This window comes from Christiangramia sabulilitoris (assembly GCF_007050985.1).
GTDB lineage: Bacteria > Bacteroidota > Bacteroidia > Flavobacteriales > Flavobacteriaceae > Christiangramia > Christiangramia sabulilitoris.
In genome coordinates, this window is record NZ_VHSF01000001.1 from 683,932 (window position 1) to 697,362 (window position 13,431).

At 39.8% G+C, this 13,431-nt stretch carries 11 protein-coding genes; 5 read left to right on the forward strand and 6 right to left on the reverse strand.

Annotation, left to right across the window (positions count from 1 at the left end; all coding sequences use genetic code 11):
- Nucleotides 1-179: 179 nt before the first annotated feature.
- From FGM01_RS03235 to FGM01_RS03250, 4 genes are all read left to right on the forward strand, one after another.
- Nucleotides 180-1,076, forward strand: a complete 897-nt coding sequence (locus FGM01_RS03235) for a CHAD domain-containing protein (RefSeq protein ID WP_166435180.1) — start codon at nucleotides 180-182, stop codon at nucleotides 1,074-1,076.
- 30 nt (nucleotides 1,077-1,106) lie between these two features.
- Nucleotides 1,107-1,901, forward strand: a complete 795-nt coding sequence (locus FGM01_RS03240; RefSeq protein ID WP_143409699.1) for a cyclase family protein — start codon at nucleotides 1,107-1,109, stop codon at nucleotides 1,899-1,901.
- Between the two features lie 4 nt (nucleotides 1,902-1,905).
- Nucleotides 1,906-2,478 carry a 2'-5' RNA ligase family protein gene (locus FGM01_RS03245; RefSeq protein WP_166435181.1) on the forward strand — a complete coding sequence of 191 codons (573 nt, stop codon included), beginning with the start codon at nucleotides 1,906-1,908 and terminating at the stop codon, nucleotides 2,476-2,478.
- Between the two features lie 166 nt (nucleotides 2,479-2,644).
- A complete protein-coding gene (locus tag FGM01_RS03250) occupies nucleotides 2,645-4,030 on the forward strand; it encodes an FAD-binding oxidoreductase (RefSeq protein WP_143409701.1) in 1,386 nt (461 codons plus the stop codon).
- Nucleotides 4,031-4,075: 45 nt separating this feature from the next.
- On the opposite strand, the gene FGM01_RS03255 is transcribed toward FGM01_RS03250, so the two are convergent.
- The 6 genes from FGM01_RS03255 to FGM01_RS03280 form a co-directional block, all read right to left on the reverse strand.
- The gene (locus FGM01_RS03255) at nucleotides 4,076-5,323 is read right to left on the reverse strand and encodes a cation:proton antiporter (protein ID WP_143409702.1); all 1,248 of its coding nucleotides are present in this window, start codon (nucleotides 5,321-5,323) and stop codon (nucleotides 4,076-4,078) included.
- A gap of 70 nt (nucleotides 5,324-5,393) precedes the next feature.
- Nucleotides 5,394-7,934, reverse strand: a complete 2,541-nt coding sequence (locus FGM01_RS03260; protein ID WP_243735751.1) for a M14 metallopeptidase family protein — start codon at nucleotides 7,932-7,934, stop codon at nucleotides 5,394-5,396.
- 54 nt (nucleotides 7,935-7,988) lie between these two features.
- Nucleotides 7,989-8,654 (reverse strand): PAQR family membrane homeostasis protein TrhA, encoded by a 666-nt coding sequence (gene trhA, locus FGM01_RS03265; protein WP_143409703.1) that lies wholly within the window; start codon nucleotides 8,652-8,654, stop codon nucleotides 7,989-7,991.
- 122 nt (nucleotides 8,655-8,776) lie between these two features.
- Complete coding sequence (locus FGM01_RS03270; RefSeq protein WP_143409704.1) at nucleotides 8,777-9,880, reverse strand: sensor histidine kinase; 1,104 nt, start codon at nucleotides 9,878-9,880, stop codon at nucleotides 8,777-8,779.
- Nucleotides 9,881-10,645, reverse strand: a complete 765-nt coding sequence (locus FGM01_RS03275) for a LytR/AlgR family response regulator transcription factor (RefSeq protein WP_143409705.1) — start codon at nucleotides 10,643-10,645, stop codon at nucleotides 9,881-9,883. It lies immediately after the preceding gene.
- A gap of 200 nt (nucleotides 10,646-10,845) precedes the next feature.
- Complete coding sequence (locus FGM01_RS03280; protein ID WP_143409706.1) at nucleotides 10,846-11,394, reverse strand: hypothetical protein; 549 nt, start codon at nucleotides 11,392-11,394, stop codon at nucleotides 10,846-10,848.
- 307 nt (nucleotides 11,395-11,701) lie between these two features.
- Between FGM01_RS03280 and FGM01_RS03285 the strand changes: the two genes are divergently transcribed.
- A complete protein-coding gene (locus FGM01_RS03285; RefSeq protein WP_243735752.1) occupies nucleotides 11,702-13,111 on the forward strand; it encodes a short-chain fatty acid transporter in 1,410 nt (469 codons plus the stop codon).
- Nucleotides 13,112-13,431: the final 320 nt, after the last annotated feature.

The window sequence follows — 13,431 nt, forward strand, 5'->3', positions numbered from 1 at the left end:
ATTGAAATTTTGAAAATACTTGTAGGGAAGTCTGGTTAATAGAATATAGACTGAAGATAGTAAAAATTTACCTATATATTTGATTAACAGCGATTTAATAGAGTTATTAAATTCATATTCTTTATACAAATGCGGAAAAAACGTAATTTCTATCAGGTTTAATGTTAACAGAAATAAGAATGAGTTACTTGTTAAATAATGATCAATCATTAAAAAATAATATCACCAGCATCGCTGCTGAAGAGATCGAAGGCTGTATGGAAGCTCTCAATAATTTAGAAATTCATGAAGCTATTCACGATATTAGAAAACGTTTAAAAAAGCTCAGAGCTCTGGCCAGATTGGTAAGACATGACCTGAGCGAAGTACATTTTAAGGAAATAAACAGGTACTACAGGGATCTGGGGCGGGAAATTTCAGAAATCAGGGATCTCTCTGCTCATCTTGAAACCATCGAATTCCTGGATGAACGCTACGGAAAATTTCTATATGCGAATTTCTTTAAGCCTGTAACCAACCTGTTGCAGAAAGAGAGGACTCAATTGACCAGGGTCATGGTAAAAAATCAGTTTTTCACTGAACACCTTCCTGAAAAACTTAAATATGCCCAAAACGACCTGTTAAACTGGCCACTGCAGGCTACAGATATGCAGGTGATATTACCGGGAATTGAGAAAGTGTATAAACGAGGTAAAAAAGCACTGGAGAAAGCCTATAATAATCCGAGTATGGAGAATTTTCATGAATGGCGAAAAAGAGTAAAATACCTATGGTATCAGACTCTTCTGCTACAGGATAGCTGGCCCGAATATTTTGAAACGCTGGAAGCTGAAATACATTTGCTGGCAGATCATCTTGGAAATGATCACGATCTCATTTTGCTTCAGCATAAAATAAGTTCTGAGGCATTCAAATCTATCGATCCGCAACGTCTGGAATTAATGCAAGCTCTTATAGACAGGTATAGCCAGGGACTTAGAAATGAAGCTAAGATAAAAGGTGAACTTATCTACGCTGAAACCCCGGAAGATTTCTCCAAAAGAATTGGATCTTATATCGGGACTAAATGGAATTGATTTATTAAATTATTGCTATAATTTTTCGTGATGAAATACCTGCAATTAACTGTTATTGGCCTGATCTTTAGCGTAGTATTTTCCTTTGGACAGAAAACTAACCTTGATCAATATGAGATCGTTGATCTTACCCATACCTTTTCTGAAGAAAGTGTTTACTGGGTCACCGCGAAAGAGTTTCAGCTGGAGGAAGTTGCAAAAGGCCGTACCGATATGGGATTCTACTATTCGGCTAATAATTTTTCCACAGCAGAGCATGGTGGCACCCATATAGATGCCCCAATCCATTTTGCAGAGAACAGGCAGAGTGTAGATGACATTCCGCTTAGTCAGCTAATTGGGGAGGCGGTAAAAATTGACATTTCCACCAGGGCACTTAAGGATCCGGATTACCTGATTAGTATTAATGATATTAAAGCCTGGGAAACTCAAAATTCCAGGGTTCCCGATGAAAGTATCATCCTTTTTGAAACCGGGTACGGGCAATTCTATCCCGATGCCAAAAAATATTTGGGAACAGACAGACGTGGTCCTGAGGCAGTCAGGGAATTGCACTTTCCCGGTCTAGCTCCTGAGGCCGCTACCTGGCTTATTCAAAACAGGAAAATAAAAGCCGTAGGTCTGGACACGGCCAGTATAGATCGTGGACAATCCACCGATTTTGCTACACATATAGCCTTGATGACTAATAATATCCCTGCATTTGAGAATATTGCCAACCTGGACAAATTGCCGGCAAGGGGATTCCAGATCATTGCCCTACCTATGAAAATAAAAGGCGGCAGTGGCGCACCATTGAGAATAATCGCCTTAAAAAATCAATAACCCCTTGAACATTACAGTTACTAAGCACCCGCTTTATTTTATTGCCATCAATCCTTCAGAAGAAATCAATTCCAGGGTAGAGTCTATCAAATTAGACCTGAAAAATAAATTTGGGGTACAACATGCCCTGAAACTCGATGCCCATATTACCCTGCAAATTCCATTTAGAATGCCGGTAGGAAATGAAGAAATCCTGGTAGAAATTCTTACCGAATTTTCAGGAGAACATCATAGTTTTATTTCTGAATTGGATGGCTTTGGAAGGTTTGCCAAAAACGTGGTTTTCATTAAAATAAAAGACCATGAACCTTATATTAAACTGCATGCTGAACTTCAAAATGTTATGCTCAATTTTCTGGACCTAAAAAGCCACGAGATTTCTTCAAAAATACATCCTCATATAACCCTGGCTACCAGAGACCTGAAAAGGAGTCATTTCCCGCAGATCTGGGAATATTTTAACGACAAAGATCTTTCTTTATCCTTTTCAGCCAAGGACATTCAGTTATTAAGGCATAATGGTAAATACTGGACCAGTCTGTATAATTTCAGTTTGAACACACAATTAAACCTTTAAAAACGAGCAGTTTAAAAGCTTTTGATTAACTTTACTAAAACTAAGCCTCTTTAGTTTATCAACTTATCTCCCTTGTATTTCCTGCTTTTAAAGACCCTCCGTATAGCTGTTTGAACAGATTGCACCTCCCGATTTCAAAATACAACAACATTATAAAAATAATTTTATGAAAACGCTTAAAATGGAGCACTCGAAAGTAGAGGATTTTCGAAATTCTCTTCGTGGGGAATTGATACTTGAAGGGGATCTCAACTATGAAGATTCCAGAAAGATCTATAATGCCATGATTAGTAAGAAACCAGCGATGATCGCCAAATGTGCTGACGTGGCAGATGTGGTTACCGCAGTAAATTTTGGCAGGGAAAATAATATACTTACAGCAGTTAGAGGTGGCGGTCATAATGGCGGTGGCCTTGGAATTTGCAACGAAGGTCTGGTTATCGATCTTTCTTTGCTCAAAAATGTAAGGGTTAATACTTCTGATAATACCGTACGCGTTGGTGGTGGTAACCTATGGGGTGAGGTAGACCATGTCACCCATTTATATGGCCTCGCTGTACCCGCAGGGATAATATCTTCTACCGGGGTGGGAGGTCTAACTCTTGGAGGCGGGGTCGGCCACCTGTCCAGAAAATTTGGTTTGACCATAGATAATCTTCTGGAGGTAGACATAGTTCTGGCAAATGGCAATATAGTCACGGCAAATAAAGATGAGCATAAAGACCTGTTCTGGGCTGTACGAGGTGGTGGCGGAAACTTTGGCGTAGTCACTTCTTTCCTGTTCCAGGCCCATCCCTTAAAAACTGTTATTGGTGGTCCTACGCTTTGGCCTATTGAAAGGACCGAAGAGATCATGAAATGGTATGATAATTTTATTCATGAACAACCTGAAGACCTTAATGGTTTTATCGCTACCATGGTAATCCCCGGGGAACCCTTTCCTGAATTTCTGCATAAAAAGAAATTTTGTGGTATAGTCTGGTGTTATACCGGAAACCCGGATAAATTCAAAGAACTAATACAGCCAGCCAGAGACCTCAACCCGGTATTTGAACATATTGGAGAGATGCCATATCCCGCCATTCAAACGCTATTTGACGGTTTAATGCCACCAGGTTTGCAGTGGTACTGGAGGGGAGATTTCTTCAGTGATATACCCGCGGAAGCTTCACAACTTCACAAAGAATACGGATCAAAGATCCCTACCAGCCTGTCTCAAATGCACTTATATCCCATTAGCGGAGCTGCAGCTAAAGTTCCTGCCGAAGATACCGCCTGGGCTTACCGGGATGCTAAATACGCCGGGGTATTTGTAGGAGTGGATCCAGATCCTGAAAATGCCGCGCTTATTACAGACTGGTGCAAAGAATACTGGAACGCTTTACATCCATTTTCCATGGGTGGTTCTTATTCCAATTTTATGATGGAAGAAGGACAGGAAAGAATTAAAGCTTCCTTCAGAAACAACTATAAGAGATTGAGAGAGATCAAAAGCAAATATGATCCGGAAAATTTCTTCAGAGTCAATCAGAATATAGAACCTAAAGCTTAAGTTATATTCAGCTTCCTTTTTGACATAAAAAGGAAGCTGATCCTGCTAATCTGTTTCCCCGGCAAATTTTTTAACCAAACTTCCCACCGTGAGTCCCTGTACCAAAATAGAAAATACCACTACGAAGTAAGTGATCATTAAGAAAAGTTCGCGGTGCATGGCATCGCTAAGACTTAAAGCAAGGGCGATAGATATACCTCCTCTTAAACCACCCCAGGTCATTAGCAGGTTGGTATTAGGCACAAAACTCAGTTTTTTACTAAAGAATTTTATTGGCAGCAAAAGAGAGGCAAACCTGCAGAGCAGAACGATTGGAATAGCCAACAGACCGGCGATCACATAATCAGTTTCAAATGTAAGCACCAGCATTTCCATTCCTATCAAAACAAAAAGGATCGTATTCAACAGAATATCTATAAGCTCCCAGAATTTATCTACATAGGTTTCGGTGATCTTGGACATAGTAGATGATCTAACGGTATCATTCCCCACGATCAAACCTGCGGTCACCATCGCCAGTGGAGCTGAAAAATGGAAATAATGTGCTATCGCCGTTCCACCCATAACTGCCGCCAATGTTATGATAACTTCTATATCATAATCATTGATAGCCTTCATAAGTTTGTAGGTTAAAAATCCTAATACCAGGCCGATAAATATTCCCCCCAATACCTCCATCCCGAACAATTCAAAAATTGCCGACACCTCGATATTGCCGGTTTCTGATGAGGCTATTTTAAAAATAGTAAGAAATACTACTACCCCTACCCCGTCATTAAATAAAGATTCCCCTACTATTTTGGTCTCCAGTTTTTTGGGTGCCCCGGCTTGTTTTAAAATTCCGAGAACAGCTATAGGATCTGTTGGCGAGATCAGGGCTCCGAATAAAAGACAATAAATAAACTCAACCTCTAAAGAGATCAACTGAAGTGCATAAAAGGTTAATATGCCTACGAGAAATGTGGAAGTAAGTACCCCAATGGTTGAAAACACCAATACGGGCCATCTCTGTATTCTCAACTGTTCAAAATTGGTATGCAAAGCTCCGGCAAAGAGCAGGAAACTAAGCATAACGTCCAGCAGAACCGTTCGAAAGTCTATACTCGCGATGATCTCCTTTTCAGCATTCAGAAGGGTATCATCAAAAAAACTGAGTGCTAAGACCCCAAAGCTAAAAAGGATAGTAATAAGCATAAGTCCAATACTGTTGGGCAGTTTCAGGAATCTTACATTGATAAATCCAAACACAGCAGCCAGGCAAACCAGAATAGTAGTAATAAGATAATAATCCATTTAAATTGGGTGGTTTAATTGCATTAAAAACCGGCGCACTCTGTAAGGTCGCCGGCTAAAACGGGTATTATTAAAAGATCGAGGAGCCAAAAAACAGGGCATTGATAAAAAGCCGCTGAGTCCCAAGCATCATAGCTCTAAAATTAGGATCATCACTAAACATGATCAGCGTTCCTTCACCTTTTTTTTCTGCCAGCAGGGCCGCCGAATTACTTATTAGTTCCAAGTTTTCCGGATGTATATATCCGCTTAAATAAGGTTCACTTTTGAAAATGGCGACTTTACTAAAGGCGTCATTCCCCGGCTCCAGAAATACTCTACTGTTTTTATACAGAGGTAAAGTCCTTTTTTTATAACCAAAACCAAGCGGATGGGTAATATCCAGATCAATCTGGTAAAAAGATCCGCCAACAGCCCGTGCGCCCTCATATTTATCTTTGGCAGCGTAATCTCTTCTTGCCAGGCTATCTTTTTCTTTATCGTTCTTTTTTAATTCTATAGCCGAAATATCTTTTTTGATGGCCCATTCGCTGGCCGTGCGCTGAGTAATTAAAGTGCCTCCGTTTTTAATCCAGTTTTCAATTCTTTCTGAATCCAGACTGTCGTAATTTCCTGATACCATGAGAAGGATATCGTATTCACTAAGATCCAATCTGGAGAAATCATACCGGTCTACTTTGGTAACCGGCATTTCCAGATAAGTATCCAGCATAAACCAGATCTCCCCGGCTTCATAACCACTGGTACCTTCACCGGTAAGCATGACAATATCAGGTAACCCTATATCTTTGAAATCTGGACTACCCAGGTCGATACCTTTAGCGCTTCTACCCGATACTACTGCATGAACCGGAACCCCAGCTTTTTCTGAAGCTTCTGAAACGAGTTTATATACTTCCTCAGGTGAAGATGACTGGTCATGTAAAGAAATCATCAGACTGCCATATCCAAAATCCTGCAGTCCCTTATCTGTTTCAATAGAAAAGGGAGCAAAAGCAGCTTTTATATTTATTTCATTTTTCAGCAGATAATATAAAGCTGCCGGAGCTTTGAAATCAGCCCAATCAATAATATACGCGTAATTTGATCTGACCGGCTCCGGAATTTCAGTTTTTAGATCCTCAGCAGTGATTTTTTTACCCATATTCAACTTTCGGGAAGAAATTTCAGTATAAGGAATATCGTAGGCCAGGGCCATAGACCAGGCCGAGGTATCATAGAAAATACTATCCGCGAATGTGGTCACCTTATCAAATATAGATTTCACCATCAGGTTCTGTGCTTGTTTACCGGGAACAGCATAGGCAAAATCTTTTGAAAAGGACCGGTCATCGGTTTTAAGATCATTTTTTAACCGGTATACTTCTATGCTATGATCCAGTAGTAAATTAGTGAATTGCTTTGTTTTACCGGGCTTATCTTTTGCTCCATATACATATACATTCCCTGAAGCATTGTTTCTCGCATCTCTAAAAAACTTTCGCTGCCAGTTCAATAATAATTCCCGGTTATCTATAGTCGCCCGGATAGTTGCCAGGCTTGTTCTTAAATGGTTTCTAATGGAAAACGGAAAAGTGATTTCCTCACTGCCGTTATTTTGTATATGCCCGCGCGAACTGGCCTGCTCATAAACTATCCCCAGTGCACCATGCAGATCGGGATAGGTAGATCCATAACCGGGATAGGAATTATCGAAACGCTCCCCCGTAAAATAAAGCGACCCTATCTCATCTAAAGCTTCCTGGTGATATTTGGCAAAAATAGTATTCAGCGTATCATAATTGTATCTGGGAACTATTGGATTTTCAGATCCAAATTTTTTAGTTGGCTCAAAGAAATAGGTACTGTTGGAGCCCATTTCGTGGTAATCTGTAACAATATTAGGAAGCCATTTGTGATAAAAAGCCATACGATTCTGGCTTTCCACCTGCGTTAGTGGCAGCCAGTCACGATTAAGGTCAAACCAATAATGATTAGTTCGTCCAGATGGCCATGCTTCATTATGCTCCCTATCCCATGGATCTGCAACTGCAGGCACGCCCTTATTGCTGTTAACCCAGGTAGTATGCCGGTCTCTGCCATCAGGATTCAGAGTTGGTTCTATATGAAAAACCCCTTTTTGCAGGTAATTTTGTACGGCCGGATCCTGTGCGGCAACAAGGTAATAAGCCACCAGCATGGAAACCTCGCTACTGGAAGGTTCATTTCCATGCACATTATAGCCTAAATGCACTATCACGGGCATTTTACCTATTTCTCCTTCTTTGCCATCGGGATCTGCATGCTCCAGGTGTTCCTGCCTGATATTCTCAAGATTAGCAAGATTACTTTCAGATGAAATGGTCAAAATGATCTGGGGTCTTTTTTCATGTGTATACCCGATGGTTTGAATTTGGGCATTGGGAGAAATTTCGGCCAGTTTTTCCATATAACTTACCAGACGCGCATGCCGGGTATGCCACTCGCCTATTTCGTACCCTAAAAATTCGGAAGGGCTGGGTATATTTTTATTAAAGCTAACGCCTTCAGGGAAATAATACTCCTCCTGAGCATTCCCTATATTTAAAACAAAAAGCAGCAACATGCTGCACATAATAAACCTGATTTGCATAAAATTTTATTTCAGTTGGATTAAAGATAAAATTAATTCCCGAGGAGGGAGAGTTTAAGTAACCCCGGTGGAAGGCAGGATATAAAAATATATACTTATAAAATGCGCAAAGGTACCCAGCAGAACGAAAATATGAAAGATCGCATGGTTATAGGGAAGCTTATTCAGCATAAAAAGTACCGCCCCGATGGTATAAGAAATTCCTCCGGCAAAAAGCCACCATAATCCATCTGCCGATAAATTATCCAAAAGTGGATTTATAGCGAATATTATCAGCCAACCCATGGCCACATACATGATTGTGGAGACCAGTTGAAATTTCCCGGTAAAGAAGAGCTTCAGGATCACCCCGGCGAGGGCCATTAACCATACCACCCAGAGAATTGTTAAACCTGTTGTACCCTCCAGAGTAACCAGGGCGTATGGAGTATAGGTTCCCGCAATTAGAACATAGATCGCGGCATGGTCTATAATATTTAGCCTTATCCGCATACGTGTGCCCTGTGCGCTATGGTAAAAAGTAGAGGCCGCATAAACCAGGATCATACTCGCCCCAAAAATACTGGCACTTATAAGATATTCCGGCTCACCCTGATCTTTCGCTTTTAATATGAGCAATACCAGTGCGACAATACTTAAGACCAGACCAAGGCCATGCGAGATGATATTAAGCCTTTCTTCCCTCGGGCTATAGTATTTAGGTTTTTTTATTTTTCCCATTTATTGTAATAATAGCAGTTTTTAATGTATGCTAAAATATGGGATTATGCAAGAGTCTGAAAACCTACCGGGCGCAGGTTTTCGGATAAATAGATCTTCTTAGATAAAGAATCAGAAATTTGCTATTCGGGAATCTTAATGACCGTTTCCACGCCAGTGTTATCTTCCTTATTCCGGATCTCAAAATAATAATTATCCTTATAGAGATTGCGTAAACGGTCGTTTATGTTTTTTAAGCCTACTCCTTTTTTCATAAGTTCGGTATGGCTTTCGGTAACCGGAGTACCATCATTCTCTACCTTTATCACCAGCATTTTACCTTCCTCATACACCGAAACCAGAATTTTGAGATCTGTATTTTCATAGGAATATCCATGCTTGATAGAATTTTCTATAACCGGTTGTAATAGCATAGCCGGAATTTTCTTCAGCATAAGATCTTCAGGTACTTTCTTTTCAATGGTTAAATGATCTGAAAATCTTACGTTAACAATATTCAGATAATATTCCAGGATCCTGAGTTCCTCATCCAGACTTATCCGGTTGCGGTCGCTATTGTAAAGGATTTCGCGGAGAAAGTCACTAAGATCTGCAATAGTGTCCTTAGCTTTTTTTGTATCCATATCTGTAAGTACAGCAATGGAGTTAAGGGTATTAAATAGAAAATGCGGTTGTAATTGCGACGAAAGCATTTTCATGCGAGTATTTACAAGTTGAGACTCCAGTTTAGAATGTCGTTTCTCTGCCTCCTTCACCTGCTTCAGATAGTAATAAGTATATATAATGAATATCATCGCGAAGTAGATAAGGAAATTAAGATCCAGCACGTAGATAAAGGCATTAATACTTTTCCTTAGATCAAAATCTGCCAGATCTATTCTTCCGGCGATAATAGAATAAAAATCGAAGATGAGCCTGATGATCAAGCCAATAAGCAGGGAGAAAAGAGTGTGAATGGAAATTATCTTAACCCAGGAATAGTTCTTATTTAAAAACCTTTTGGTACTAATCGCAATTAGCGTCATATAACTTACCACGATGATATAATCGAATAATAAATTATGTATCAAGAAATCTGACCATGAAAAGTATTCCCGTTGGGGCATATAATTCCGCATGTACATTACTTTGGCCAGCAGCACAAGGTCGAACATCAAATAAAACCCGGCCAGCAGTAAAACCAGTTTAAAGTCTATATACTTTTGTTTAAATTCTGAAAGGCTCATTTATATTCCAATTTTTTCCAGAAATTCTTTTTTATGGGATTTACTGATATGCAGTAATTCCCCATCGGTCATTTTTGCGTCGATCTCAGAGTAATCTGAATGTATGATCTCCTTTACATAATTAAGATTTGCAATCGTGGAGCGATGGATCCTGATAAAGATGTTGCTGTCCAGAATTTCAGCAAGATTATTCAGAGATTCCCGCAGGACATATTTTTTATCATTAGCGAAGATTTCAGCATAATATCCGGATGCCTGGATATATAAGATATCGGCGGGATCTACCAGAGCCGTTTTATTACCCTGTTTCACCGGGATCTTAGAGACAGAATTCAACCGGATCCCTCCTTTTGAATATTCATGAAAAAATTCAACCATTCTTTTTTCAAAGTTCCTGTCTGCTTCATTTCTGGTTGTATTCAATACTTTGGAAATGGTTTTGAAAAATCTATCGTCTTTAAATGGTTTCAGGAGAAAATCAAATGCTTCCACATCGAAGGCCTTCAGGGCATAATTATCATAGGCGGTAACAAAAATCACTACCGGTTTGGGTGATATGTCTACTTTTTTAAGTACTTCAAAACCGTTCATATCCTTCATATTTATGTCCAGAAATATCAGGTCAGGCTTCTCTGAATTTATCCTTTCTATGGCCGTCCTGCCATTGGAACACTCCCCTATGACTTCAATTTCCTGGACATCTTCCAGCAGGTTCAGAACCCTTTTTCTTGCCAGTTCCTCGTCGTCAATTACCAGTGCTTTCATAAATTTTAAATGCTTAGACTCTTCCAATTTAAAACTATTTCAAGATTATTTTTAAATTTTTCACAATTTCGAAGCGAATGTCATAAATAATTATCCTCAATACGGGTTTTTTATCATTTCCTGAATCCAATGAAAGGCTATCAAAATTTTAATTTCGATAGCCTTTGCTAAAACTAAAACAACTAATTAAGATTTCCAGCTTATTCATTAATCGCTACTGAAGTTTCAGACGCTCTAGGATCTATTTTCATTGTTCGCTTTTGATTGCCGTTTACAAGTTTAATCTTGTAAACTTCTTTTTGTATAATTTCTCCACTACCAGATGCGGTATATTTATTTCCGGTCATGGTCCAGCCTTTGTTAGCCATGTATACTTCTCTTCTAACATCCAGCGGCAATACGATATCTTTAAATTTCTGGAAAGTGCTTACCAGGTTTCCGTCTTTATCGAAATCTGCAGACAGATAGCCTTTAGAACTTGAGAAGGTGACCGCGTAAGAATCCCATTCTTCGTCATGTGCCGCGATAAAATTCTTGATATCGAAATTAGCTTTCATAAAGGCGATAGGGTCTTTGGTAAATTCTCCCGTGTAAGTTTCGGCTACTTTAAAGGAGAATTCATCTCCGTTTCGTTCTACTTTAGAATCCAGTGGTGCGAAACCTACTTTTGCTTCTTCTAGTTGGATCTCCTGAGCCTGACTGAATGTGGTCGCGGCAATTAGCAATAAAGAAAAAATTAATGTTTTCATGATGAATGTTTTTTGAATGAATAATGATTTTTGATTAACTGTTGATTAAATGATTAATGAATTAATAACACTGCTAAACTACAGCATATTAACCCTTACTCAGAGGAGAATGATCCGGTTCGCCTGCCTTTGATAACCAATAGACCATAAAAAGAATTAAATACCTAAAGCTATGATTTTTAGATGATTGATGGTGATTTTAGACGTTCGCCATATTTTCAGGTGCATTCACCGCTCCTGGAATTCATTTTAAAGCATGCGGGTTTGAAAAAGACTTATAAACCTGATGAAATTATAAATTGATGGAATGTTCTATAATTTCGAAGATTTCTGGATATTTGAAATTATGAACACCTCCCGATATATTGAAATTATCTTTAAAAGGTTAATTCCGGCGCCTTTTACCCTGGCAGTTTTGCTAAGCCTGTTTACTATTCTTATCGCTTTCCTGTTTACCGGAAATACAGATGGAGATTCATTTTTAAATATACTTACCTACTGGCAGGAAGGAATGTGGGAGCCCGCCTTGCTGGTATTTGCGGTACAAATGATGCTTATCCTGGTCCTTGGCCATGTATTGGTGCTGAGCAGGCCGGTGGCATGGGTAACCGAAAAACTGACCAGCCTGGTCTACGGCAACACCAGTGCGGTGATACTGGTTGCCGTATCTACCATGCTCGTCGCTTTTTTCAACTGGGGTCTGGGTCTTATCTTTGGGGCTATAATGGCCAGAAAGGTAGCTGAAGCTGCACGGGACAGAGGCTTTAAGATAAATTATCCTCTGGTGGGCGCCGCGGGCTATGCAGGCCTTATGGTATGGCATGGAGGTGTAAGCGGTAGTGCTCCTCTCAAAGCGGCAGAGAAGGGTCATATTCGCGGACTTTTCCCTGCAGAAGTCAATGCAGGCTGGCTTAATGATCTTCCCGATTCCATTCCTACCGATACCACTATTTTTGCCGGCTGGAACTTAATTCTCTTCGGAATGCTGCTGGTGCTGGTGCCTTTGGTATTATGGATTATCAGTAAAAAAACCGGAAGTTCAGAATTTGATCTTCCTGAGGTAAAGAAGATCCAACCCGATATTCTAATTGAAGGAGCCGAAAAACTGGATCATTCCCGGATTTTGAAACTCTTATTTGGGTTTCTCTTGCTGGCTGCTTTCTTTGCGAGTTATTACAGCAGCCTGGTTTCAGGAAAATTAACCCCCAATATGCTCAATTTTCTAATGCTGGTGCTATGTATACTTTTTCATAAATCTTTTGTTTCCTTTTTAAATGCATTAGATGAGGCGATAGGTGGAGCTGCTGCTATCCTGATACAGTTCCCCCTGTATTTCGGGATCATGGGCATCATGAAAGAGACCGGGATCGTAGGTGATATCGCCGGGTTTTTCTCCAGTATAGCTACAGAAACCAGTTTACCGGTTTATACTTTTTTTAGTGCAGGCCTGGTGAATATTTTCGTTCCCAGTGGAGGTGGCCAGTGGGCGATACAGGGACCTATAGTGCTGGAAAGTGCCATGAAATTAGGGGTTCCTCTTAACAAGGCCGTTATGGCCTTTGCCTATGGGGACCAGATCACCAATATGCTGCAGCCGTTCTGGGCACTGCCTTTGCTGGCAATCACCAGATTGAAAGCAAGGGAAATTCTTCCTTACACGCTAATTATAATGCTGGTGGGTATGCTGGTATATATTGGAGGTTTATTCCTGATTTAAGCCGGAAAAGAGAAGCATAAAAAAAAGGGTAACTAAGACATTTAAACCATTTCTCAGTTACCCATTGCGACTATCATTTTACTGATAATCAACATTTAAAGATAAAATATTTTATCTTCTTTAGCAAGGTTTACTTGCAAAATTTTAATAGTATTTACGTCTATTTTATTTCACCTGGTCTGGACCCCGATAATAAGCTAAGATCACGGGCATATTTCCTGATCAATCTCTCCTGTTTAAGATTATCCATGTGTAATTTAATCCAGATCCCTGATATTATTATAAGGGAGGCACCTAATACTGAAAAAAGCAAAAATTCA

Bases quoted from the DNA above. Each gene is read 5' to 3' on its own strand.
- FGM01_RS03285 (WP_243735752.1), top strand. From the start codon at position 11,702: ATGTTCTATAATTTCGAAGATTTCTGGATATTTGAAATTATGAACACC.
- FGM01_RS03270 (WP_143409704.1), bottom strand. From the start codon at position 9,880: ATGAGCCTTTCAGAATTTAAACAAAAGTATATAGACTTTAAACTGGTT.
- FGM01_RS03255 (WP_143409702.1), bottom strand. From the start codon at position 5,323: ATGGATTATTATCTTATTACTACTATTCTGGTTTGCCTGGCTGCTGTG.
- FGM01_RS03275 (WP_143409705.1), bottom strand. From the start codon at position 10,645: ATGAAAGCACTGGTAATTGACGACGAGGAACTGGCAAGAAAAAGGGTT.
- FGM01_RS03280 (WP_143409706.1), bottom strand. From the start codon at position 11,394: ATGAAAACATTAATTTTTTCTTTATTGCTAATTGCCGCGACCACATTC.
- FGM01_RS03260 (WP_243735751.1), bottom strand. From the start codon at position 7,934: ATGCAAATCAGGTTTATTATGTGCAGCATGTTGCTGCTTTTTGTTTTA.
- FGM01_RS03235 (WP_166435180.1), top strand. From the start codon at position 180: ATGAGTTACTTGTTAAATAATGATCAATCATTAAAAAATAATATCACC.
- FGM01_RS03250 (WP_143409701.1), top strand. From the start codon at position 2,645: ATGAAAACGCTTAAAATGGAGCACTCGAAAGTAGAGGATTTTCGAAAT.
- trhA (WP_143409703.1), bottom strand. From the start codon at position 8,654: ATGGGAAAAATAAAAAAACCTAAATACTATAGCCCGAGGGAAGAAAGG.
- FGM01_RS03240 (WP_143409699.1), top strand. From the start codon at position 1,107: ATGAAATACCTGCAATTAACTGTTATTGGCCTGATCTTTAGCGTAGTA.